Here is an 18,480-nt window from a genome sequence, read left to right on the forward strand (position 1 = left end):
GAGAGAAAACCAACAGACAGCAAATGCAGTTTATCCCCGTTCATCTACCGGATTCGCGTTTTCCGGAGGCTGTTCGTTGCTTTTCTCCCACTCTGCATCAATCTCTTTGATGTCGATACCAAGGAGTTTCATCTGTCGGAACAGGTCGGGCAACACCTGACCGAGGAAGGCTTGCTTGCGCGAAGCATGAATATGGTCGTGAGCCGAGGGGCTTACAAAGTAGCCGAGTCCGCGTTTGTTGTAGATAATCTCGTTGCGGGCGAGCAGCTCATAGGCTTTGACGGCCGTGTTGGTGTTCACTTCCAACATCACAGCATACTCTCTTACGCTCGGTATTCTGTCGTCGGCAGCGTAGTTACCTGCAAGGATTTCATCGCAAAGGCGGTCGGCCATCTGCACATAAATAGCTTTATCATTGTTGAAATTCATAGGCTGAAGGGATTTCGTGAGACAAGTTTTTTGTGGCAATAACCGAAGTATGCACCCGCAAAACAGGTGATAATGCTGAGCAAACAGACCCATGTATGGGCGGAAATATGCCGAAGACAATGTGGAACGACCATCAAGGCCAAGAACAATGTTGCCACGGTAAAGAATGTGGTGACGGCTCTGAAGTTTGAAAGCATCATCATAAAGGCATGCAACAACACGAGTAGCAGCAGGCTGTTCGGGCCTGATAGCATGGTTGGTATCTTCAAATACATCCATTGGGCATCGTGAAACCAAAGCGCTGATGCGGCATATTGCACAAGGTTTGTCAGTTCCCAAGCACTGCAAATCACGACGATGGTAGTGCCAACAGCAACAAGATAGTTGCTCAGATAGCGTTCCATGTTGCTTGCCGGCAGCATAAGTTCATTGATACGGTCGCTCTTTCGTTTCATTCGAGGCATCAAAAAGCTCGGCGCCAAGGGTAATATCATGAGGAGCATATAGGTGGATGTATTGGAAATATATATCTGATAGGCATCTACACTTGGCATGTAGTCCATGTAAATCGGTGCAGAATAGAGTCCGATAAAGGTAGAAACGATCGGCGGAACAAATATACCGAACAGATAACCCAAGGGAAACTTTCCGCCAAAGTGCATGCGCCACTTCAGCAATTTCATAAATCGGGTAGGGTTGAATGCGTTCATATGTTCATGAATTTACCGTGAATAATCTGCAATTTCCTATAATTTTGATAGGCATAATAATATAAGGTGACGACGCAAACAAGGTTGGTCAAGGGCACAAGATGATAGCTGATGTGCTTGATGATATATAGGTCTGACACCATAATCAGGCCGAGGCTAAGGAGCGAAATGAAGAAGGTAAACCGCCTGAACACAATGCCAAAGAACGTAAAACAGGCGTAGCACGAGAGGCAGCTGATTGCTGAATAGATGAATATCACGGGATTGAAGACATGCATATCAGCCACATTTCCCCCTCTCATAGCTGCATAAAGCCGGGCCTTGTCATAGAATTGGGCCACGGTTCCGGCCTGATATACGATTTCTCTGACTCTATTGATGGCGTAAGGGAGGTGAGATTGCGGCGCAATACCAATCATTTTCGCCCACAACTGCTGGATAATGTCGGCCAAACAAAAGGCGATTATCCCGATTGCGGCAAAGAGAATGGGCCGCACGACATAGGTCGAGACAAACTTCTCTGGCATTGATGCGGGCACCATCAACTGGCTGATGCGACTGCGTTTCGTGCTATTTGCCTTGCTTCCAAAGGGAGATTGGCAGGCGGCAAAAGTGGCAAAGACGATGATAATGGCCGACATGAGGAACGCCGTTAGGTGCATTCCTTTTGTAACACTGCTCGTATCGATGAACAGCATCAACATGATGAGCGTGAAACTTAGCAGCAGAATGCCGAAAACCTGTGTTTCTTTGCTGCGCTGATTACAGATGTCCCATTTTACATAATGGGCAAATCGTTTTCTATTAAACATGTTCATTCAGGGCTCCTTTCGTGATTGCGTTAAAGAATAGTTCGAGATTTAGCGGCGTTTCCTCGTCATTTTCATGGTGAGGGGTGATGACTGCGTTGCCTTGAAGCGCCGGTTCGGCATAGAGAACGCCCTCGTTTTGTTCGCTTTGATGGCGATATTTGAAGTCGTAACGGGTCGTGATATCGGCAATCGAAGCGTTGAATAACACTTTTTGATGGTCGAGAATGACGATGTGATCGAGCAAACTTTCCACGTCGTGCACCTGATGTGTCGAGATAACAAGAATGCGATCTTCGCTCATGCTGCCTGCAATCACCTTACGGAATAGGCTTTTCGAGGGGATGTCGAGGCCGTTGGTAGGTTCGTCCATCAGCAAGATTTTCGTGCCCGAGGCCAACGCAAAGCTCATAAATACTTTTTTCTTATCGCCCAACGACAGTGCTTTCAAGTCTAAATCTTCAGCAAGTTCAAAGTCGCGAAGGCAGCGTTTGAGTTGTTCGAGGCTGAAGTTTGGGTAGAAATCCTTGTGATATTGTGTGAATTGTTTGAGGCTCATCTTGGGCAAATCAAACTCTTCGGGCACGAGATAGATGTCGGAAAGGAAGTCAGGTGTACGTTTGTTTGGTTGCTTACCATCAACAAGTAGCCGTCCACTTTGAGGGCTCAACAGACCTGAAATGAGGTAGAGTAGCGTGCTTTTTCCCATACCATTTTTGCCAAGCAGGCCGTAAATACAGTTCTCTTTGAATGTTAAATTCAAGTCATCATACACGTTTGCCTTCTTATTATAGGCAAACCTGAGGTTCTTAATCTCTATCATTGTCATTTGTTTTCTTGGTTTTCATTTTTTATTTGCGTCATTTTTGCTCATTGGCGAGGATAGGAGAAAGGCTTTCGGCCAGCAAAAGACCTTCATGCGGGTCCATAATAACAAAGCCATCTACCTTGGTATAGTCGTTTTTCCGGGTGTCCCAGCTGTAGGTTGTCACGGCCATTAGGCGGTCACCAAGCATTTCATAGTCTGTCAACGTGGTTGCTTTGCCATACGATTGGGTCTTCTTGTCCCAATCATGACGGCTCAATCTAAATCCTATTTCTGTGTAATGATAAATCAGTTTGTAGACGTTCTCCCATTGTTCTGTAAGGTTATTCCAACGTTGTGCTTCCTTATAGGCCAACCTTCCCAATGCATCATAGTCAAAACGATACTGAAGTTTGCGGTCAAGATACTTACCACTTGCCTCGAATACCGTGATTTTGTTCACTTCATTTCCGTTCGTTTCAGCATTGTAACAGTAACCATTACTGACAGATGATGTCGAAATGTTGAAAAACATCGCTGCGATTGTAGTGCTTGTGATAATTAGTTCCATATTATTTTGTTTTAAGTCATCTTGCGATTTACGTTATTTTATTTTGCGAACTTTGGTGTACTACTTTAATAGAACACTGCAAATGTAGTTCAATCTCACTTATTTGTCAAGCTTTTAAGCAAGAAAATGCATAACAAAGTGTAATATTTAACGTTTTAAAACAAATTAAATCGAGAAACAAGGTAATTTAAAACAGATATTAACAAAAGTGTATGAGCGAAGTAGTACACCATAGATAGGCAATCTGAACCATAAAAGTTGTGCGGCATAGCAGTGCACTTCCAACTTTACTTGGTAGCGCATAGGGCAGAACATAACGCTTTTTATCGACAAACCGCATCGCGGTTTCGTTATTTACAGGGCAGGGTTGGAGTGAAGTATGAAGCTCGCTATCGACAAACCGCATCGCGGTTTCATCGTTTACAGGGCTGGGGCGGAATGGAGTATGAGGTTTGCTATTGACAAACCGCATCGCGGTTTCGTTATTTACAGGGCAGGGTTGCCGAACAAAGTGAGGCAACCCTATCTGGGAGGTAAGCGAGAAAGCAACGCCAAAAGATGTGAAGCCCACCCCTTCCCTCCCAAAGGGAAGGAGAATGTGCCTGCAAACAGATTGGACTCCCCTCCTTTCGAGGGGTCGGGGGAGGCTTAAACGCAACACCGATGGCGTTGCTTTCCCTCACTCTTCGGCTTTGACAGCGTTGGCGCTACACGCCAACACTGCCCTATAAACAACGAAACCGCGATGCGGTTTTTCCCAATTATGCCTCGTCAAATACTATTGCCGGCATGTAGGGACGCACGAATCGTGCGTCCGCTCCACCAAATTATGAGGCCACCCCCAGCCCCTCCAAAAAGGGGAGGAGGGTCAAATTACATGCAAACTCACTTGCTGTTCGTCCGCTCTCCCCTCCTTCGGAGGGGCCGGAAGAGGTCACAATACAATTGGTTTTTCCCAATCATACCTCGCCAAATGCTGTTAACAGCATGTAGGGACGCACGGTTCGTGCGTCCGCTCCACCAAAATATGAAGCCACCCCCAGCCCCTCCGAAAGGGGAGGTAGCCAAATTACATGCGAACTCATTTGATGTTCGTCTGCTCTCCCCTCCTTCGGAGGGGCCGGGGGAGGTCATAACACGCCCCATTCCCAACGATAATAACTGTCAAAATAATTCATAGTGGATTTGCATTTGGCTGTCAAAAGTGTTATCTTTGCATGGAGGGAAAGTCGATGATGGCTTTCCCTTTTTTCATGAACAGCCGTAATGGGCGGCTAAAATGGGTGAAGTTTCCGGCTCATATAAGCCATGTGGCGTGCTTAAATCAGCCATATTGCACGCCGAAATGGCCCATATTAGCGCATGAAATGGGTGAGATAAGCGCGTAAAATCCTTGAATTGAGTGGCTGATTTGGTGCTTACGGAAAAACAGAACAATGGCGGCCAATCGAGAATGTCAATGTTTTTGATTTTTTAAATAGGTATTTTGGCCGTTAAAATGGTACTTTCGATTATCTGATATCATCTTCCTCGTTGTTTCGGTCACAGTCTTTGCCGACGACCAGCAGGACGAATATGGCCAAAAGTGGGGTGGTGATGAAGCTGAGGAGTATCCATAAGGCTGCATTTCGATGGCGTTTGTTGGCCATAACGGCAACAATGACATACAAACCAAACATTGCTCCTGCTAAAATGACATACAAACCAAGCCATGCGATAGGGCCTAATCTATGGAAAAGGCTTTCGTCTGAATGGTAAACTGCAGAAGTCGTGTCATTGTTTAGGTCCTTTTCTCCTGCTGCCAGCCTGTTCTGCCGGTTGTAATCCGTAAGATCAAACCTTATGATGAAGATATTTGCAGCGTCTTTCTTGGCTATAGACTTGTAATAGGAATAGTGATCGTCATATCGGAAGGCAGGGATTTCGACCGTTTTTGCCTCTCCGGGGGCAATATATACGTCTTTATTGAAGTCTTCGGAACCGATGGTTTGCCCTTCCATATTGATATATGTGATTTGGAAAGCAACGTCTTCAATGGGCTCTTTCGTGTTGTTTTTCAGCGAAAGTCGGCCGGTGTCGTCATTCCATGCCTGTTCATAATCCAACATTGTGACGGCGTTTGCGCTGTCTTTGCTTAGTGCAAACGATGCAAGGGAAAACAAAATCCCGACTAAAATCAAAAGTGTTCTCTTCATGACAGGCTTATTTTATGTTGTTTGTAGGGTCTCAACAGCTGGTTTTTCCGCCAATCCTTTGAGCCAATTGCCGCGGAAAAGCCGGTAAAGGAAGAGCGAACCGCGGAACGTAAGCTCTATGGCCATGGCTGTCCATACGCCTTTCAAGCCGTAATCACGGGCAAGCCATGCGGCAAGCGTAAGGCGAACGCACCACATGGAGATGAGGTTCATGATGGCAGGACGCAGGGTGTCGCCTGCACCGACGCAGATACTGTAGACCACGATTGATGCTGCAAAGAACGGTTCTGCAAAGGCTTCGATGCGCAAGACAGTGGTTCCGAGCGTACGAATGGCTTCGACAGGACTCAAAAGGCCAATCATTTCAGGGGCAAACACATACATCACAGCTCCCATAAAGGCCATGACAAGCATGCCAAGTCCCACGGTCATGCGGGCAAAACTCGTGCAAAGGTCCTTTCGGGCGGCCCCGTAAGTCTGGCCAACCAGCGTGGTTGCAGCATCACCGATGCCGTATCCGGGCATGTAACACAGGCTTTCTGCCGTGATGGCAAACGAGTTTGCCGCAATAGCAATGTTACCTAAAGGAGCCACTATCAGCGTGCTGACGATCTGTGCACCGCTCATCAAGATGGATTGAACGGCAATGGGGAAGCTGATTTTAGCTGATTTGATCACGTAATCCCACACCCAATGAAAAGGTATTGTATCGAGTTTCAATGCCAAAATCTTGTTTCTGCAAGTCGTCATCCACGTAACCGGGAGCGAAGTACAGATGTAAGCCATCGCCGTTCCGAGGGCTGCACCAATCACACCAAGTCCAAATAGATAGATGAAAACATAGTTGAAGCCCACGTCAAGCACGCATAATAGCACGCTCATTGCGCTGGCTAACTGCATGTTTCCGGTGCATTTCAACATGTCGCACGACAGATGAAACAGCATCAGAAACGGAATTGTCAATGAAAAAACAAAGAAATAGCTTGATGAATTGCCTGCTATTGCAGCGTCTCCTCCTAACCAAATGGGAAGAGAAGCATGGATAGCGACACCGATGGCAAGCAGAAACAGACTCAAAATGATTTCACAGATATAGGCATGACGGAAGACTTGGCGTGCTTTTACAAAGTCGTTGGCTCCGATAAAATGTGAAACTTGAACGGAAAAGCCGATGGCCGAGGCGCTCAGAACACTGCCTATCAGCCATGCCGTCGACTCTATCAGTCCGATACTTGCAGAGGCTTCGGCCCCCAAATGACCCACCATGCCGGCATCGATGAAGAACATCATCACCGTGGTCAGCTGTGCCAGCATCGAAGGGATACTCAGATTGATGATCAAACTGAGCTTTTCTCTCCGCGACATGGGCAATCCGTTGCGTATGTTTGCCAATAAAGCTTCGCTTTTCTTGCTGCCTAACATATTGTTTTCTTGAATGTGCAAAAGTAATGTAAATCTGGCAAACTCACAAAAAAAACGGTCCCATATTGCTATGGAACCGTATCTCTCTCTCAAACCTTCCAAGGTTTCTATTCTTCTCTCTCTAAAATGTTATCCTTTTTGAAACAATCTTTCCCTCAAAAGAACTAATTTTGTTTTTTATATCGAATAACCCTCTTCGTTTTTACAGTGTGAATTCTAACTTACCAATACCTTTCTCTGATGCTGCAAAGATAGGGACAATCTTGCTTGCTGCAATGAATCGGCATGCGAAATCATTTGTTTCCGGCTTGATTCTTGACTTATATCAATCGCTCACACGGCTCAATAGGATTGTTGATGGGCTTCATTCGGTAAAGCTTATGGCCAAACAAGTTACCTTTCATGGGTAAAACGCGTCGCAATTCCGTTGTTTATAGGACAGGATAGTCGTGTGATTCCACTCTCATGAAAGCTCAACTGCGCCCGTCTCAATAGGTAAAAGCTGATTGGAAACGCTTGGCAGCGCGATAAAAGTCATAAGAAGAAGAGGGTGCAACATAAAATGGATTTATGTTACACCCTCTTTTTAAGGTTGAAGATGGGGCTGTCAGGCTTCCGTTTCTTCAGGTTTTGCTTCCGAAGCGAAGTTCTTCAAGTCGGCTGCATCAAACGAATTGATGTATGCGGCCTTGCCGATGACACTTTCTTCTGCCATGCGCACGTAGACGTTTGCACTCTTTTCGAAGAGCTCGGGCGCCTTTTCTGCATCGGCAATGATGAGTAGCGACATGATGATTTCGGCCGTCATGTCGTAGAGGCGACGTGCGAGGAAGTCTTGTTCTTCTTGGTTTTCGTCGGCATTCACCTTGTTCAGCACCTCTTCGTAGCGGGCCACGAGCTTTGCAACGCGTGCTTGCAGCGGTTGCATGGCTGCGGTCGGCTGTTCGAGCATCTCTTTCATGATGGCCAGATAGGTGCCGTTGGTAATGTAACGCACGGCGGCAACGACCTGAAGTTGGGTGGTTCCCTCGTAAATGGAGAAGATTCGGGCGTCGCGGAAGAGCCGCTGACTCTTGTATTCCATGATGAATCCCGAGCCACCATGAATGGAAATGGCATCGTAAGCATTCTGGTTTGCATACTCAGAGTTCATACCTTTGGCGATAGGAGTAAAGGCATCGGCCAACTTACTATACTGTTTCATCTCCTTACGCTCCTCAGGTGTGAGCTTACGGTCGCGTGAAATATCTTCGAGCGCCTTGTAGATATCGACGTAACGGGCTGTCATGTAGAGCAGCGAACGGCCTGCATCGAGTTTCGCTTTCATGCGGGAAAGCATGTCGTAAACGGCAGGGAAGGTAATTATCTTCTTGCCGAACTGGGCGCGTTCCTTGGCATAAGCAAGGCCTTCGTTGTAGGCTTCCTGCTCAACGCCCACACTTTGAGCTGCAATTCCCAAACGGGCACCGTTCATCAAGGCCATGACATACTTGATAAGTCCCAACTTTCGGTCGCCGCAAAGCTCGCATTTGGCATTCTTGTAGACCAGTTCGCAGGTGGGACTGCCGTGGATACCGAGCTTGTTCTCGATGTGTCGCACGGTAACACCGCCGTTTTTCTTGTCGTAGATGAACATGGAAAGGCCGCGCCCGTCGCGTGTTCCCTCCTCGGAACGGGCCAAAACGAGATGAATATCCGAGTCGCCATTGGTGATAAAACGCTTCACTCCGTTGAGTCGCCACGTGCCATCGGCATCTTGAGTGGCCTTCAACATGACGCGTTGCAGGTCGGATCCCGCATCAGGTTCGGTCAAATCCATTGACATCGTCTCGCCTGCTGCGATGCGGGGAATATACTTTTGGCGTTGTTCTTCGGTGCCGAATTCATACAAAGTGTCGATACACGACTGCAAAGACCAAATGTTTTGGAAGCCGGCATCAGCTGAAGCGATAAGCTCGGAGGCCATGGAGAAGACGGTATTCGGGAGGTTCAAGCCACCATAACGACGTGGCATAGAGATGCCCCAAAGCCCGGCTTGGCGCGTAGCCTCAATGTTTTCGACGGTCTTGCTCGCATAAATCATGCGCCCATTTTCCAAATGTGGGCCCTCTTGATCTACGCTTTCGGCATTCGGTTCAATGATGTTTGCTGCGATATCGCCTGTGATATCGAGCATTCGTTTGTAGTTTTCGATGGCGTCCTCGTAGTTAACGGGCGCGTCGTCAAAAGCATCTTTGTCTGCAAAGTCGCGCTCTTTCAGCTCAACAATGCGTTTCATCAGAGGATGGTTCAAGTGGAACTCAATCTCAGGATGGTCGGTGTAATAGTTTGACATAAGCTAAAGCCCCACCCCCAACCCCTCCCCGAAGAGGGAGGGGAGTAATATGTTCTCTCCTTAAATCGCTGAGAGGGGCTGGTGGTGGATTGTTTTATTCGTTATACAATATGTTTTTTATCTCTGTTATCACGCTTTGTGAATTCTCTATTATTTGTTTATTAGTGAACCGAATCACTGTAAATCCCATTCTATTCAGACTCTCCGTACGCAGCTTGTCATCTTCTTTTTGTAGCCGTTCTTGATGATATTCTCCATCAACTTCAATCACTAAGTGATGGTACAAGCATGCGAAATCAACGATAAAGTCACCTATAATATGCTGACGTCTGAACTTAAAGGGCTTTGGAAGTAGCCTCAGTTCTTCCCAAAGTATGGTCTCGGCAAGTGTCATTTTCAGCCGATTTTCTTTGGCAAATGCCTTTAGCAGTGCATAACGGTCAGGCGAAGCGCTCATATATTCGAATGATGTTTCCACTTTATTCATCATATATCAGTCGTTTATCCTTGTCTTATCCTTTCCTACACTACAGCATATTACTCCCCTCCCTCTTCGGGGAGGGGTCGGGGGAGAGGCTTTACTTTGAATTCTGTTTATAGTATTTAATCAGTTTCGGCACCACTTCTTCAACGGTTCCGTTGATGACATAGTCGGCAATCTTGTTGATTGGGGCATCGGGATCGCTGTTGATGGAGATGATAATGCCGCTGTCTTGCATGCCGGCAATATGTTGAATCTGGCCCGAAATGCCGCAGGCAATGTAGACTTTCGGGTGAACGGTGACACCGGTCTGGCCGATTTGACGGTCGTGATCAGCCCAACCTGCGTCCACGGCAGCACGACTTGCGCCAACTTCTCCATGGAGTTCCTTTGCCAATTGGAACAAAAGTTCAAAGCCTTCCTTGCTTCCTACGCCGTAACCTCCAGCCACAACGATAGGCGAACCCTTGAGATTATGCTTCGCAGCCTCAACATGTCGGTCGATGACTTTCACCACATAGTCGGCTTCGGGCACATATTTTGCCACGTCGGGATAGACAACTTCGCCCTTAGCTTGGCCCTCATAGAGTGCTTTCTGCATCACTCCTGACCGCACAGTTGCCATTTGTGGGCGATGATCGGGATTGACAATGGTTGCCACAATGTTGCCTCCAAAGGCCGGACGGATTTGATATAGCAAGTTATCATAGTGCTTTCCGGTCTTCTTTTCATCGTAATCTCCAATCTCAAGTTGCGTACAATCCGCCGTAAGACCAGAGGTTAAGGACGAGCTAACACGTGGTCCAAGGTCGCGACCTATGACAGTTGCGCCCAGCAAACAAATCTGTGGGCGCTCTTCTTTGAATAGGTTTACGAGGATATCCGTGTGAGGTGCCGAGGTATAAGGGCTGAGACCGTTTCCCTCGAACACGAAGAGTTTGTCCACACCGTAAGGCAAAATCTGCGTTTCCACCTTACCTTTGATGCCGCTTCCGGCTACGATTGCATGCAGGTCTACGCCAAGTTTATCGGCAAGTTTGCGACCCTTCGTCAGCAATTCCTGTGAAACTTCGAGGACATTTGGCCCTTCTGTTTCGCAATATACAAATACGTTGTTCATAATATGAATGAGGAGTGAGGAATGAGGCGTGTGGAATTGATGCGTAACATGAACAAGGAAGAATGACAAATGAGCATTTCTTTATCCTTCAAAAGCATCTGTATGGCAATCCATTCCAAGGCTTTTCTTCCGCTCCTTTTCTGTTTTTAGCCAATAATCTTTTCGTCTAACAATTCTTTTACCAAGCTTTCCACGTCGCTATCGCTGCCGGTGAGCGTCTTACTCTCCTTGGCTTGGAACACGATGTTCTGCACGGTTTTCACCTTGGTTGGCGAACCTGAAAGTCCACACTGGGCCTCGTCGGCTCTGCAATCGGCTATGCTCCATTGCCCAAGTGTAAGGTATGGGCGCGCATAAAGCGAACTCCAAGGCTCATCGCCCTTGCGTTCCATCGGACATGTGGCATATTTGTACTTCATAACACGCTTTACGTTGCACGGACGAGCAGGAGCAGCACTGCCATTAACAGTGATCAAAACGGGCAAAGGAGCCACGACGGTCTCCACACCACCATCAATGTGGCGACGAATAGTGGCCTTTCCGTCTTCTATTTTCATTACTTCTTCGGCGTAGGTCACTTGATTGAGGCCCAACTTCTGGGCAACCTGCGGACCCACTTGCGCCGTATCGCCGTCGATAGCCTGCCTACCTCCGATGACAATATCGACGTTGCCAATCTTCTCAATGCCCTTGGCAAGGAAGTAAGATGTGGCCAACGTGTCGGCACCGGCACTCTTTCTGTCGGTCAAGAGCCAGCCTTCATCGGCCCCGCGGTAGAGTCCTTGGCGGATAATCTCGCCCGCACGGGGAGGCCCCATGGTCAAGATGCCGACGGTGGAGCCGGGATGTTGGTCTTTGATGCGCAGTGCTTGTTCGAGCGCATTGAGGTCTTCGGGATTGAAGATTGCAGGAAGTGCCGCGCGATTGACGGTGCCTTCGGCCGTCATGGCGTCCTTTCCTACGTTTCGTGTGTCAGGTACTTGCTTGGCAAGTACAACGATTTTCAATTTCATTGTTATTTATAGTGTTTATGTATAGTTCTGACATTAGGTCTGCACAAAAGTACATTATTTTTATTTCTTAGCCAAACAAAATGCACAAAAACCTACTTCTTGTGCACAAAGCTCTTCTTTTGTGCAATGAAAGTATTGCTCATGTTCTCCAAGAAGGTCTACGATGTGGGCATACCTTATTATATATGTCAGGACTGCGCTATAAAATTTTCGGTCTATCACAGTCTTCCTGTATCTCATACCGGCATACAAAGGGTTATTCCTTACTTTCTGTTGGTCCCTGTTGGCATTCCTTTAGTTCCACAGAAGCCTGTGCCGCCCGCTTCTTTTCCATTTGCTTTCTGCAACTATATATCTTCAATGCATTGATACACTCCACGACTCCATAGAGCAACATGCACCAACCAATGACGAACAGCGGTGCCGAAGCGATCGATTTCGGGTAGATGACCGCCACAAGTCCCGTAAGCAAGATTACAGAAGGCATCACCCAATAAAAGAAACCAACATCGGCCAGTTTGCTGATTTCGGCCAGATTGATGAACTGTCCGATGGCTCCGATGATGAGCAATGCGGCAATGATGTAGATAAGTCCAGTGATAAAGGTGCCCGGCATGAGGGCCAAAATGGCCCCAAGGATAAGACTTCCGAGGCCGACGATGGGTAAAGCAGGGCGCTGACCGCCCGAAATCAGCTGCCCATTGCTATCATATATCTCCGGCTCGCCGGCCGTTTTGCGGGCCGTATAATAGGAAGCAAGGGAGATAACACCCGACAGAAAGAACAGTACGCCGATGACAATAGTGAGCCATTCGACGGTTTGTTCGCGGTATTCTATCAAGAGTGCGCCGATGACGATTGCACTGACGGCGCGGAAAAGAGAACTTCTTAAAACTTTCATAAGCTGTGTTTATATGTTGGCAAAGGTAGTAAAAAACTTCAAACTCACCGCGATGTCTCTGCCCTTTTTTGTAAATTTGCAACCAAAAGCCAACGAATATGACCACATTATATTTGGTACGCCACGGCGAAACCGTGGACAACGCCGCCCAAATCTTGCAAGGACAGCAGCAAGGCGAGCTCAACGAAACGGGCATCAAGCAGGCCGAAGCTACGCGCGACAAGCTGAAAGGCGAGCAAATCGATGTCTTTGTGTCGAGCGATTTGAAGCGTTCGGTCGATACTTGCCGCATCATTGCAGCCCCACATCATAAAGGCGTGGAGACGACACCGCTCTTGCGCGAGCGCGATTGGGGCGACTTCACGGGCCGATTTATTCCCGATTTGCACGATGTTGCATGGCCCGACAACGTCGAAAGCCTTGAACAAATGAAGCGTCGGGCCCAGAATTTCCTCACTTACGTCAAGACTTCGTTTCCCAACCAAACGGTTTTGGCCGTCGGTCACGGTATCATCAACAAGGCCATTCAAAGCGTTTATTTCAAAAAACCGATGAACGAGATTCCGAAAATGGATAATGCAGAGGTGCGGGTCTACGTGCTGTAGCCCATGACGAGAAAAGGATTACCGCCAGACGTTTGCCTTTTCGGTAATCCTTTTCGTGAGAATATATATGTTGTCTGACCTATTGTTCAGGCTGATTTGGCTTTCCTTATCTTCTTCCGCCAAAGACTCCTTGCCCACTCTGAGTGCTTCCGCCGCCTCCGAACGAGCGGGTCGGCGCACTGTTTTCGCCGAATGAGCGACTCGGAGCACTTCCGCCGAAAGCGTTTGAGGGCGCATTGTTGTTGAAAGAACGGCTTGGCACGTCGCCACCGAAGCTCCGTCCTGTGCTTGGACGGTCGAAAGTGCGACTCGGTTGCCTGTCGTTACTGCCGCGATCTGCGCCAAACACGCGGTCTGGAACGGCCGGAACGGTAGACCGGGTGCTGCTCGGTCGGTTGTTGAATGCGCCATTGCTGCGGCTTTCGGTAGCGGCACTGCCTCCGAATATGCGGCTCTGAGTGTTGTTGTCAAACGAGTTTCCGCTGCGAGAATAGCTGTCGCTGCCACCGAAAACACGGTTGTTGCGCGGCTCGTTTCCATAGATGCGACTGTTTCTGTTGCCTCCGAAGACGCGGTTTTCAATGCGGTTATAGTCGGATTCCCTACTGCTGAAGCCCCGCCCATAGCTGCCGTTGTTGAAATGGTCGCGCATGCCGACGAACCTGCGGCTGTCTTTGAAGCCGTAATTTCGGCCGTAATACCAACTCCGTCCGCCGTTTATTCGCCAGCTATGTCCGCCACGATAGACGGCATAAAAGTCGGGACAACCAAAATAGAAATAGTCTCTATGGGGATAACGGGCGTAGATTCGGAAGCGCCAATAGCCGTCGTTCCAATAAAGCGGACGGTAGAAATAGTTGGCTGCACAGTAGTTTCGGTATTGCCAGTCAAGCAGAATATAACTCAAATCGAGGTTGCGACGGGTCCAATATGTGCCATAAAGGTCGCCATAGTCATTGATGCTCATCAGATAGTCGAGGTTGATTTCGTAGGCAGCCTCATACTGTTCGTCGGTGAGGTTCAGTTCATACGCCATCTTATCCGTGAGGAAAAGGGCCTGTCGGCGGGCTTGTTCATAACTCATTGCACTTGCAGAGACTGTCAATGTGAACAGCGTAACGAGGGTTAATATCAGCTTTTTCATCGTCGTATGTTTTATATTGCTATCTTGTTTGTGGGGTCTGAGACACTCTACGCCTCGCCTTCACGTTACAAAGGTAGGACTATTCATCGCCTGCAAGAAAGGATTTTCCCTAAAGGGGCATGGGAATTTCCCTAATATTCGGCAGGGCTTTGTCCGCGAAAACCGTGGACGGAGCGGCAGAAAGCAAGGCTTGGCGCAAGACGACACACTACATCGTTATGCAAAAACGGCCTTATTCGCTGGCAATATGCCTGCGATTTCTTCTCCCTGCCCTTGGGAGAAGCCGGGGGAAAGGCTCTTGTTAATTGTCAATTTAATTCATATTCGATTTGCATTCGCCTGCAATTTTTTGTATATTTGCATAGGGGAAAGTCTCAAGAGGCTTTCTCCTTTTTTGTTGTGTGGGGTAGAAAAGGAGGCCGTATGGCTGGAATAGGCTTTCAACATGGCCGATATGATGCTTTAATATGCGTTGTTTTGCAGTGTAAAGTGGCTGACATTGCGTGACAAGATGAGTGATTTTGGCTTGTGAAGGGGCTGATATTGGGAGACGACTTGACCGGAGTAAGGTTTTCAATACGCCCGTTCTGTAAAATTTTCTGATTATTTTTACTTTCTTTTCAAGGGTGGTTTATGTAGCAACAACATTGCGGCAGCATGATGATTTCTGGCAAATTTCAATCTTGTTTTCTTGCTTTTCCGCTGAAAGATACTTATCTTTGAGCCATGAAATGCATAACCGGTGTCTTAAGATGAGGAAACTATTGCTGGTCATATTGTTCTTCTTGGTGGCTTGTGTTGCTACTTCGGCCTTCTTCTTCGGCCACGAACGCACGCCGATGGAGCGTTTCAAAGAGGGAATGAACTTTGCCCGATTTGTCACTTACACGGATTCAGACTTCGATTATCAGTTTGAATATCCCTCATTTCTGCGGCAGGAGCAAGTCGACGGCTATGGTTGTGGGCACGTAAGGTTCGGCTATCACGATGGTGTGAACATCGTTATGGAGTGCAAGGTGGTGCCCGAAAGTGTCTATACGTTCCGTCGTGGCGACCTCATACGGCGTGGATTGCTTGACGATATGCCCGATTATGCCTATGCTTCCCACTATATCCGGCGCGATAAACGCTGGTACGTGCTCACGTTGTATTACCCTTCTGACTATCAAAAAGCTGTGGCCCGGATACTCTATAAGGTGGAGAAATGGAGGGCGGACATGCCTTTTAAGCTCTTTCCGAAGCGCTCACATCACGAGAGAAAGGCGGGGTGAGGGGGTGTTTTCTGCGAGATAATGTGACAACCGCAATGTAAAAAAAGCATAATTTATTTTGAAATACGTCCCTTTTGCGGTATATTTGCATCATTAAAATAGCCGACAAGGCGGTCGAAACGTGTGCCTAAATCCGTGTAGACAGCTGCGTCGGACCATTCTTCGCACTTATGACGGCGGTTATAAGGCGTAGATAATCTCGGGGTTGACTGGATTTGACGGCGAGATGAAATGGTACGTAAGCACGTGGAGCCTTGGTTTCTTGCTCCTAAATCAGAGAAATCAGAAAATTAATTGGCGAAAATAATTACGCTCTCGCTGCCTGATCGAAGCATAGTAGATCATTGGCTTTATCGCGTTACAAGGTGATGCGACGAGACACTGCTCCAAGGATGTGGTTCCGAATCTAAGGGTTAAGCGGTGCAGGTAAATCGGAAATAGCGTCAGAATGCCTCGCTTCGGGCGTGAAACTTTAGAGGATAAGGTCATGGTTGGTGGTCCGGGTCTTGCCATGGCACGAAAATAAAGTCCGGAATAAACGTGTAGAAAGCGTATGGTTTCCTTGTGCGGACGTGGGTTCGACTCCCACCAGCTCCACTTAACGTACTCTGAACAAGAGTTTTTAGGAAATTGATTAAATCAGATAATCGCTGTAATCTCAAAGAATTACGGCGATTATCTATTATATACCCCTGTTTGGGAGTACATACAGGTATCACTGAGTCGCTTAAAATACTCCCAATTGGCTACAATATGGCTACAGGAAAAATCATACTTCTAAAATTGTAGCCAGTGATACCATACAGCGTAAATATAGATACCGCATATTCCTTTGTTATTCAAAGAATCATGTCGAACTTTGTAGCTGTAAAAACGATGCGTAACTCGCTCGTAAGCGGGACAGAAATACTATTTACTTCTAAAAAGAAGTTTATAGATGTATCCCTGAATATAAAAAAGTAGGCTGGATTTGCCAGCCTACCAATGTTCAGTACTAAAAATCGAGAGGTTTTTAGCCTGTCAAATGTCCATACATCCCTATTTACGATACTTGCAGCATCCAGGGAGTTTGTTATAAGTGGCTTGTGGGGCTTTTATATTGCCACTATCGTGACCTGAAGCAGATACCGCTTTCTGCACTTTCTTCGCATCAGTCTTGGTGTTATCATACACAAGCGTGAGCTTTTGTGCTTTCAAATTCCATGTAGCCGACAACACTCCGGGAACAGCTTTTGCGGCTTTCTCTATGCGTGGCTTACACATTTCGTTACATTTCCCGTTTACTGGGATTTCTGTTTTCACTGTTTTGGCCTGCATGGTTGCGCTCATGGCTGCAACAGCAAGCATTGTTAAAATCACTTTTTTCATTTTCTTGTTATATTAAATAAATAAAATAATATTACTGATCCATCATACTTTCTTTGCCAGCCAGCTGTGCACTGGCATCAACAGCAAAGGTTCCATTCGTCACAATCTCTTCGCCTTCAGCCAAACCATCCGTGATGACATAGCCATTGGATAGCGAAGGACCCAACGTTACACGTCGTAATCTGAAAGTAGGTTGCATTTCTCCCGTGTCTTTTACATAGACGATACTTCGTTTTCCTGTCCACATCACGGCACTCTTCGGCACGACAATCTCACCATGATATTGCTTCATGTTGGCCACAATGTTGCCCGTCAAGGTCATTTCGGGTTTAAACCATCCATTTGCATTATTCATTTCTACGCGCACACCGGCCGTTCTACTGGAAGAGTCAATCACGGGATCGACGAAACTTACGCTGCCCGTGAACACTTTTCCAGGCATCGCTTCGGCTGTAAAGTGAATCTTTTCACCAACATGAATAAATGGTAAGTCGCTTTCATATGCTTGGAACATAGCCCAAACCTTGCCGAGATTTGCAATCTTCAGTAACGCTTGTCCTTGTTTAACATAATCGCCTGGATTGATATACTTTTCAATCACAGTGCCCGAAGTATTAGCCTTCAGCGTGGTGTAGGGGGATGCTTTGCGTGTGTGCATCAGTTGATTGATTTGTGCTTGCGTGATATTCAGCAGTCTAAGCTTCTCAATAGCTGCGTCAATCAGCGGTTTCTTTTGGGGCGATGCAGGGAAGTTCATCGCTGCAATCAGTTCTTGTTCAATGGCGTATAGCGTCGGAGAATAGATCACAGCCAATGCTTGTCCACGACTAACACGGTCGCCCGGCACATTGATCAATAGTTTCTCGATGCGTCCTTCCACGTAAGATGACTGCGTTTGTTCTAAGCGCTGGTCGGGCAATATCTTCCCGAATAGGCGCACTTCTTTGTTTGTTGCTCCGCTGCCAACAACCTCTGTCTCGATATTTGCCAATGCAACGGCCTCATCACTCATCACAATAGCATTGGAATCGGTTGTTGTTGCGCTTTGCTTTTCATCGTTGACAGGGATAAGATCCATCCCACAAATGGGGCATTTCCCGGGGTGATCTTGTCTCACTTGTGGGTGCATGGAGCAGGTGTACATCGTTTTTCCTCCCGAATGTTGGTGTACATCTGTTGTGTGAGTGGTGCGGAAGAGGAGCCACCCTAATAGGAGTCCTATCGTCAGCGCAGCGGCAAACGATAGCTGGATATGTTTTTTTATGAAATCTTTCATCATCTTTTGCTTCTTTTGGTTATAC

Annotated in this window: 18 protein-coding genes and 1 other RNA gene; 4 read left to right on the plus strand and 15 right to left on the minus strand. The window is 47.3% G+C overall.

Annotated elements, in window-relative coordinates:
• Positions 1-30 precede the first annotated feature (30 nt).
• Genes H164_RS0111900 through H164_RS0111920 form a run of 5 tightly spaced genes read right to left on the minus strand, consistent with a single transcriptional unit; the run spans position 31 to position 3,324 of the window.
• A complete protein-coding gene (locus tag H164_RS0111900) occupies positions 31-429 on the minus strand; it encodes a GntR family transcriptional regulator (protein ID WP_019968825.1) in 399 nt (132 codons plus the stop codon).
• Positions 426-1,139, minus strand: coding sequence for a hypothetical protein (locus H164_RS0111905; RefSeq protein WP_019968826.1), 714 nt, complete (start codon positions 1,137-1,139; stop codon positions 426-428). The genes H164_RS0111900 and H164_RS0111905 overlap by 4 nt, the downstream gene beginning before the upstream one ends.
• Complete coding sequence (locus H164_RS0111910; RefSeq protein ID WP_238315268.1) at positions 1,136-1,951, minus strand: hypothetical protein; 816 nt, start codon at positions 1,949-1,951, stop codon at positions 1,136-1,138. Before H164_RS0111910 ends, H164_RS0111905 begins: the two co-directional genes overlap by 4 nt.
• On the minus strand, positions 1,944-2,771 hold the full coding sequence (locus H164_RS0111915) for an ABC transporter ATP-binding protein (protein ID WP_025830238.1): 828 nt from the start codon (positions 2,769-2,771) through the stop codon (positions 1,944-1,946). Before H164_RS0111915 ends, H164_RS0111910 begins: the two co-directional genes overlap by 8 nt.
• Before the next feature lie 37 nt (positions 2,772-2,808).
• Entirely contained in the window at positions 2,809-3,324 is a 516-nt protein-coding gene (locus H164_RS0111920) for a DUF3836 domain-containing protein (RefSeq protein WP_025830237.1), read from the minus strand.
• A gap of 379 nt (positions 3,325-3,703) precedes the next feature.
• On the opposite strand from H164_RS0111920, the gene H164_RS0111925 reads away from it, so the two are divergent.
• Positions 3,704-3,976, plus strand: a complete 273-nt coding sequence (locus H164_RS0111925; protein WP_019968830.1) for a hypothetical protein — start codon at positions 3,704-3,706, stop codon at positions 3,974-3,976.
• Between the two features lie 859 nt (positions 3,977-4,835).
• Here H164_RS0111925 and H164_RS0111935 read toward each other — a convergent pair.
• From H164_RS0111935 to H164_RS0111970, 7 genes are all read right to left on the minus strand, one after another.
• Positions 4,836-5,519, minus strand: coding sequence for a hypothetical protein (locus H164_RS0111935; RefSeq protein WP_025830236.1), 684 nt, complete (start codon positions 5,517-5,519; stop codon positions 4,836-4,838).
• Positions 5,520-5,531: 12 nt separating this feature from the next.
• Positions 5,532-6,941 carry an MATE family efflux transporter gene (locus tag H164_RS0111940; RefSeq protein ID WP_019968833.1) on the minus strand — a complete coding sequence of 470 codons (1,410 nt, stop codon included), beginning with the start codon at positions 6,939-6,941 and terminating at the stop codon, positions 5,532-5,534.
• A 607-nt stretch (positions 6,942-7,548) separates the two neighbouring features.
• Positions 7,549-9,276 carry an acyl-CoA dehydrogenase family protein gene (locus H164_RS0111945; protein WP_019968834.1) on the minus strand — a complete coding sequence of 576 codons (1,728 nt, stop codon included), beginning with the start codon at positions 9,274-9,276 and terminating at the stop codon, positions 7,549-7,551.
• Between the two features lie 94 nt (positions 9,277-9,370).
• On the minus strand, positions 9,371-9,766 hold the full coding sequence (locus tag H164_RS0111950; RefSeq protein WP_025830235.1) for an endonuclease domain-containing protein: 396 nt from the start codon (positions 9,764-9,766) through the stop codon (positions 9,371-9,373).
• An 88-nt stretch (positions 9,767-9,854) separates the two neighbouring features.
• Positions 9,855-10,877: an electron transfer flavoprotein subunit alpha/FixB family protein gene (locus H164_RS0111955; protein WP_019968836.1), complete on the minus strand. Its 1,023-nt coding sequence runs from the start codon at positions 10,875-10,877 to the stop codon at positions 9,855-9,857.
• A 146-nt stretch (positions 10,878-11,023) separates the two neighbouring features.
• On the minus strand, positions 11,024-11,890 hold the full coding sequence (locus tag H164_RS0111960; RefSeq protein WP_019968837.1) for an electron transfer flavoprotein subunit beta/FixA family protein: 867 nt from the start codon (positions 11,888-11,890) through the stop codon (positions 11,024-11,026).
• A gap of 256 nt (positions 11,891-12,146) precedes the next feature.
• Positions 12,147-12,791: a DUF308 domain-containing protein gene (locus H164_RS0111970; RefSeq protein ID WP_019968839.1), complete on the minus strand. Its 645-nt coding sequence runs from the start codon at positions 12,789-12,791 to the stop codon at positions 12,147-12,149.
• Positions 12,792-12,889: 98 nt separating this feature from the next.
• Here H164_RS0111970 and H164_RS0111975 point away from each other — a divergent pair, with 98 nt between their 5' ends.
• On the plus strand, positions 12,890-13,396 hold the full coding sequence (locus H164_RS0111975) for a histidine phosphatase family protein (RefSeq protein WP_019968840.1): 507 nt from the start codon (positions 12,890-12,892) through the stop codon (positions 13,394-13,396).
• A 106-nt stretch (positions 13,397-13,502) separates the two neighbouring features.
• Here the strand turns inward: H164_RS0111975 and H164_RS0111980 are convergent, their stop codons facing one another.
• Positions 13,503-14,540 carry a hypothetical protein gene (locus H164_RS0111980; protein ID WP_025830234.1) on the minus strand — a complete coding sequence of 346 codons (1,038 nt, stop codon included), beginning with the start codon at positions 14,538-14,540 and terminating at the stop codon, positions 13,503-13,505.
• A 752-nt stretch (positions 14,541-15,292) separates the two neighbouring features.
• On the opposite strand from H164_RS0111980, the gene H164_RS0111990 reads away from it, so the two are divergent.
• Both H164_RS0111990 and ssrA read left to right on the plus strand, forming a co-directional pair.
• A complete protein-coding gene (locus H164_RS0111990) occupies positions 15,293-15,811 on the plus strand; it encodes a hypothetical protein (protein WP_008564948.1) in 519 nt (172 codons plus the stop codon).
• Between the two features lie 201 nt (positions 15,812-16,012).
• Positions 16,013-16,411: a transfer-messenger RNA gene (ssrA, locus tag H164_RS15245) on the plus strand.
• Between the two features lie 438 nt (positions 16,412-16,849).
• Here ssrA and H164_RS0111995 read toward each other — a convergent pair.
• Positions 16,850-17,179, minus strand: a complete 330-nt coding sequence (locus H164_RS0111995; RefSeq protein ID WP_019968843.1) for a heavy-metal-associated domain-containing protein — start codon at positions 17,177-17,179, stop codon at positions 16,850-16,852.
• Between the two features lie 31 nt (positions 17,180-17,210).
• On the minus strand, positions 17,211-18,458 hold the full coding sequence (locus H164_RS0112000) for an efflux RND transporter periplasmic adaptor subunit (protein WP_238315266.1): 1,248 nt from the start codon (positions 18,456-18,458) through the stop codon (positions 17,211-17,213).
• Positions 18,459-18,480: the final 22 nt, after the last annotated feature.

The organism is Segatella maculosa DSM 19339 = JCM 15638, from assembly GCF_000382385.1.
Taxonomy (GTDB): Bacteria; Bacteroidota; Bacteroidia; order Bacteroidales; family Bacteroidaceae; genus Prevotella; species Prevotella maculosa.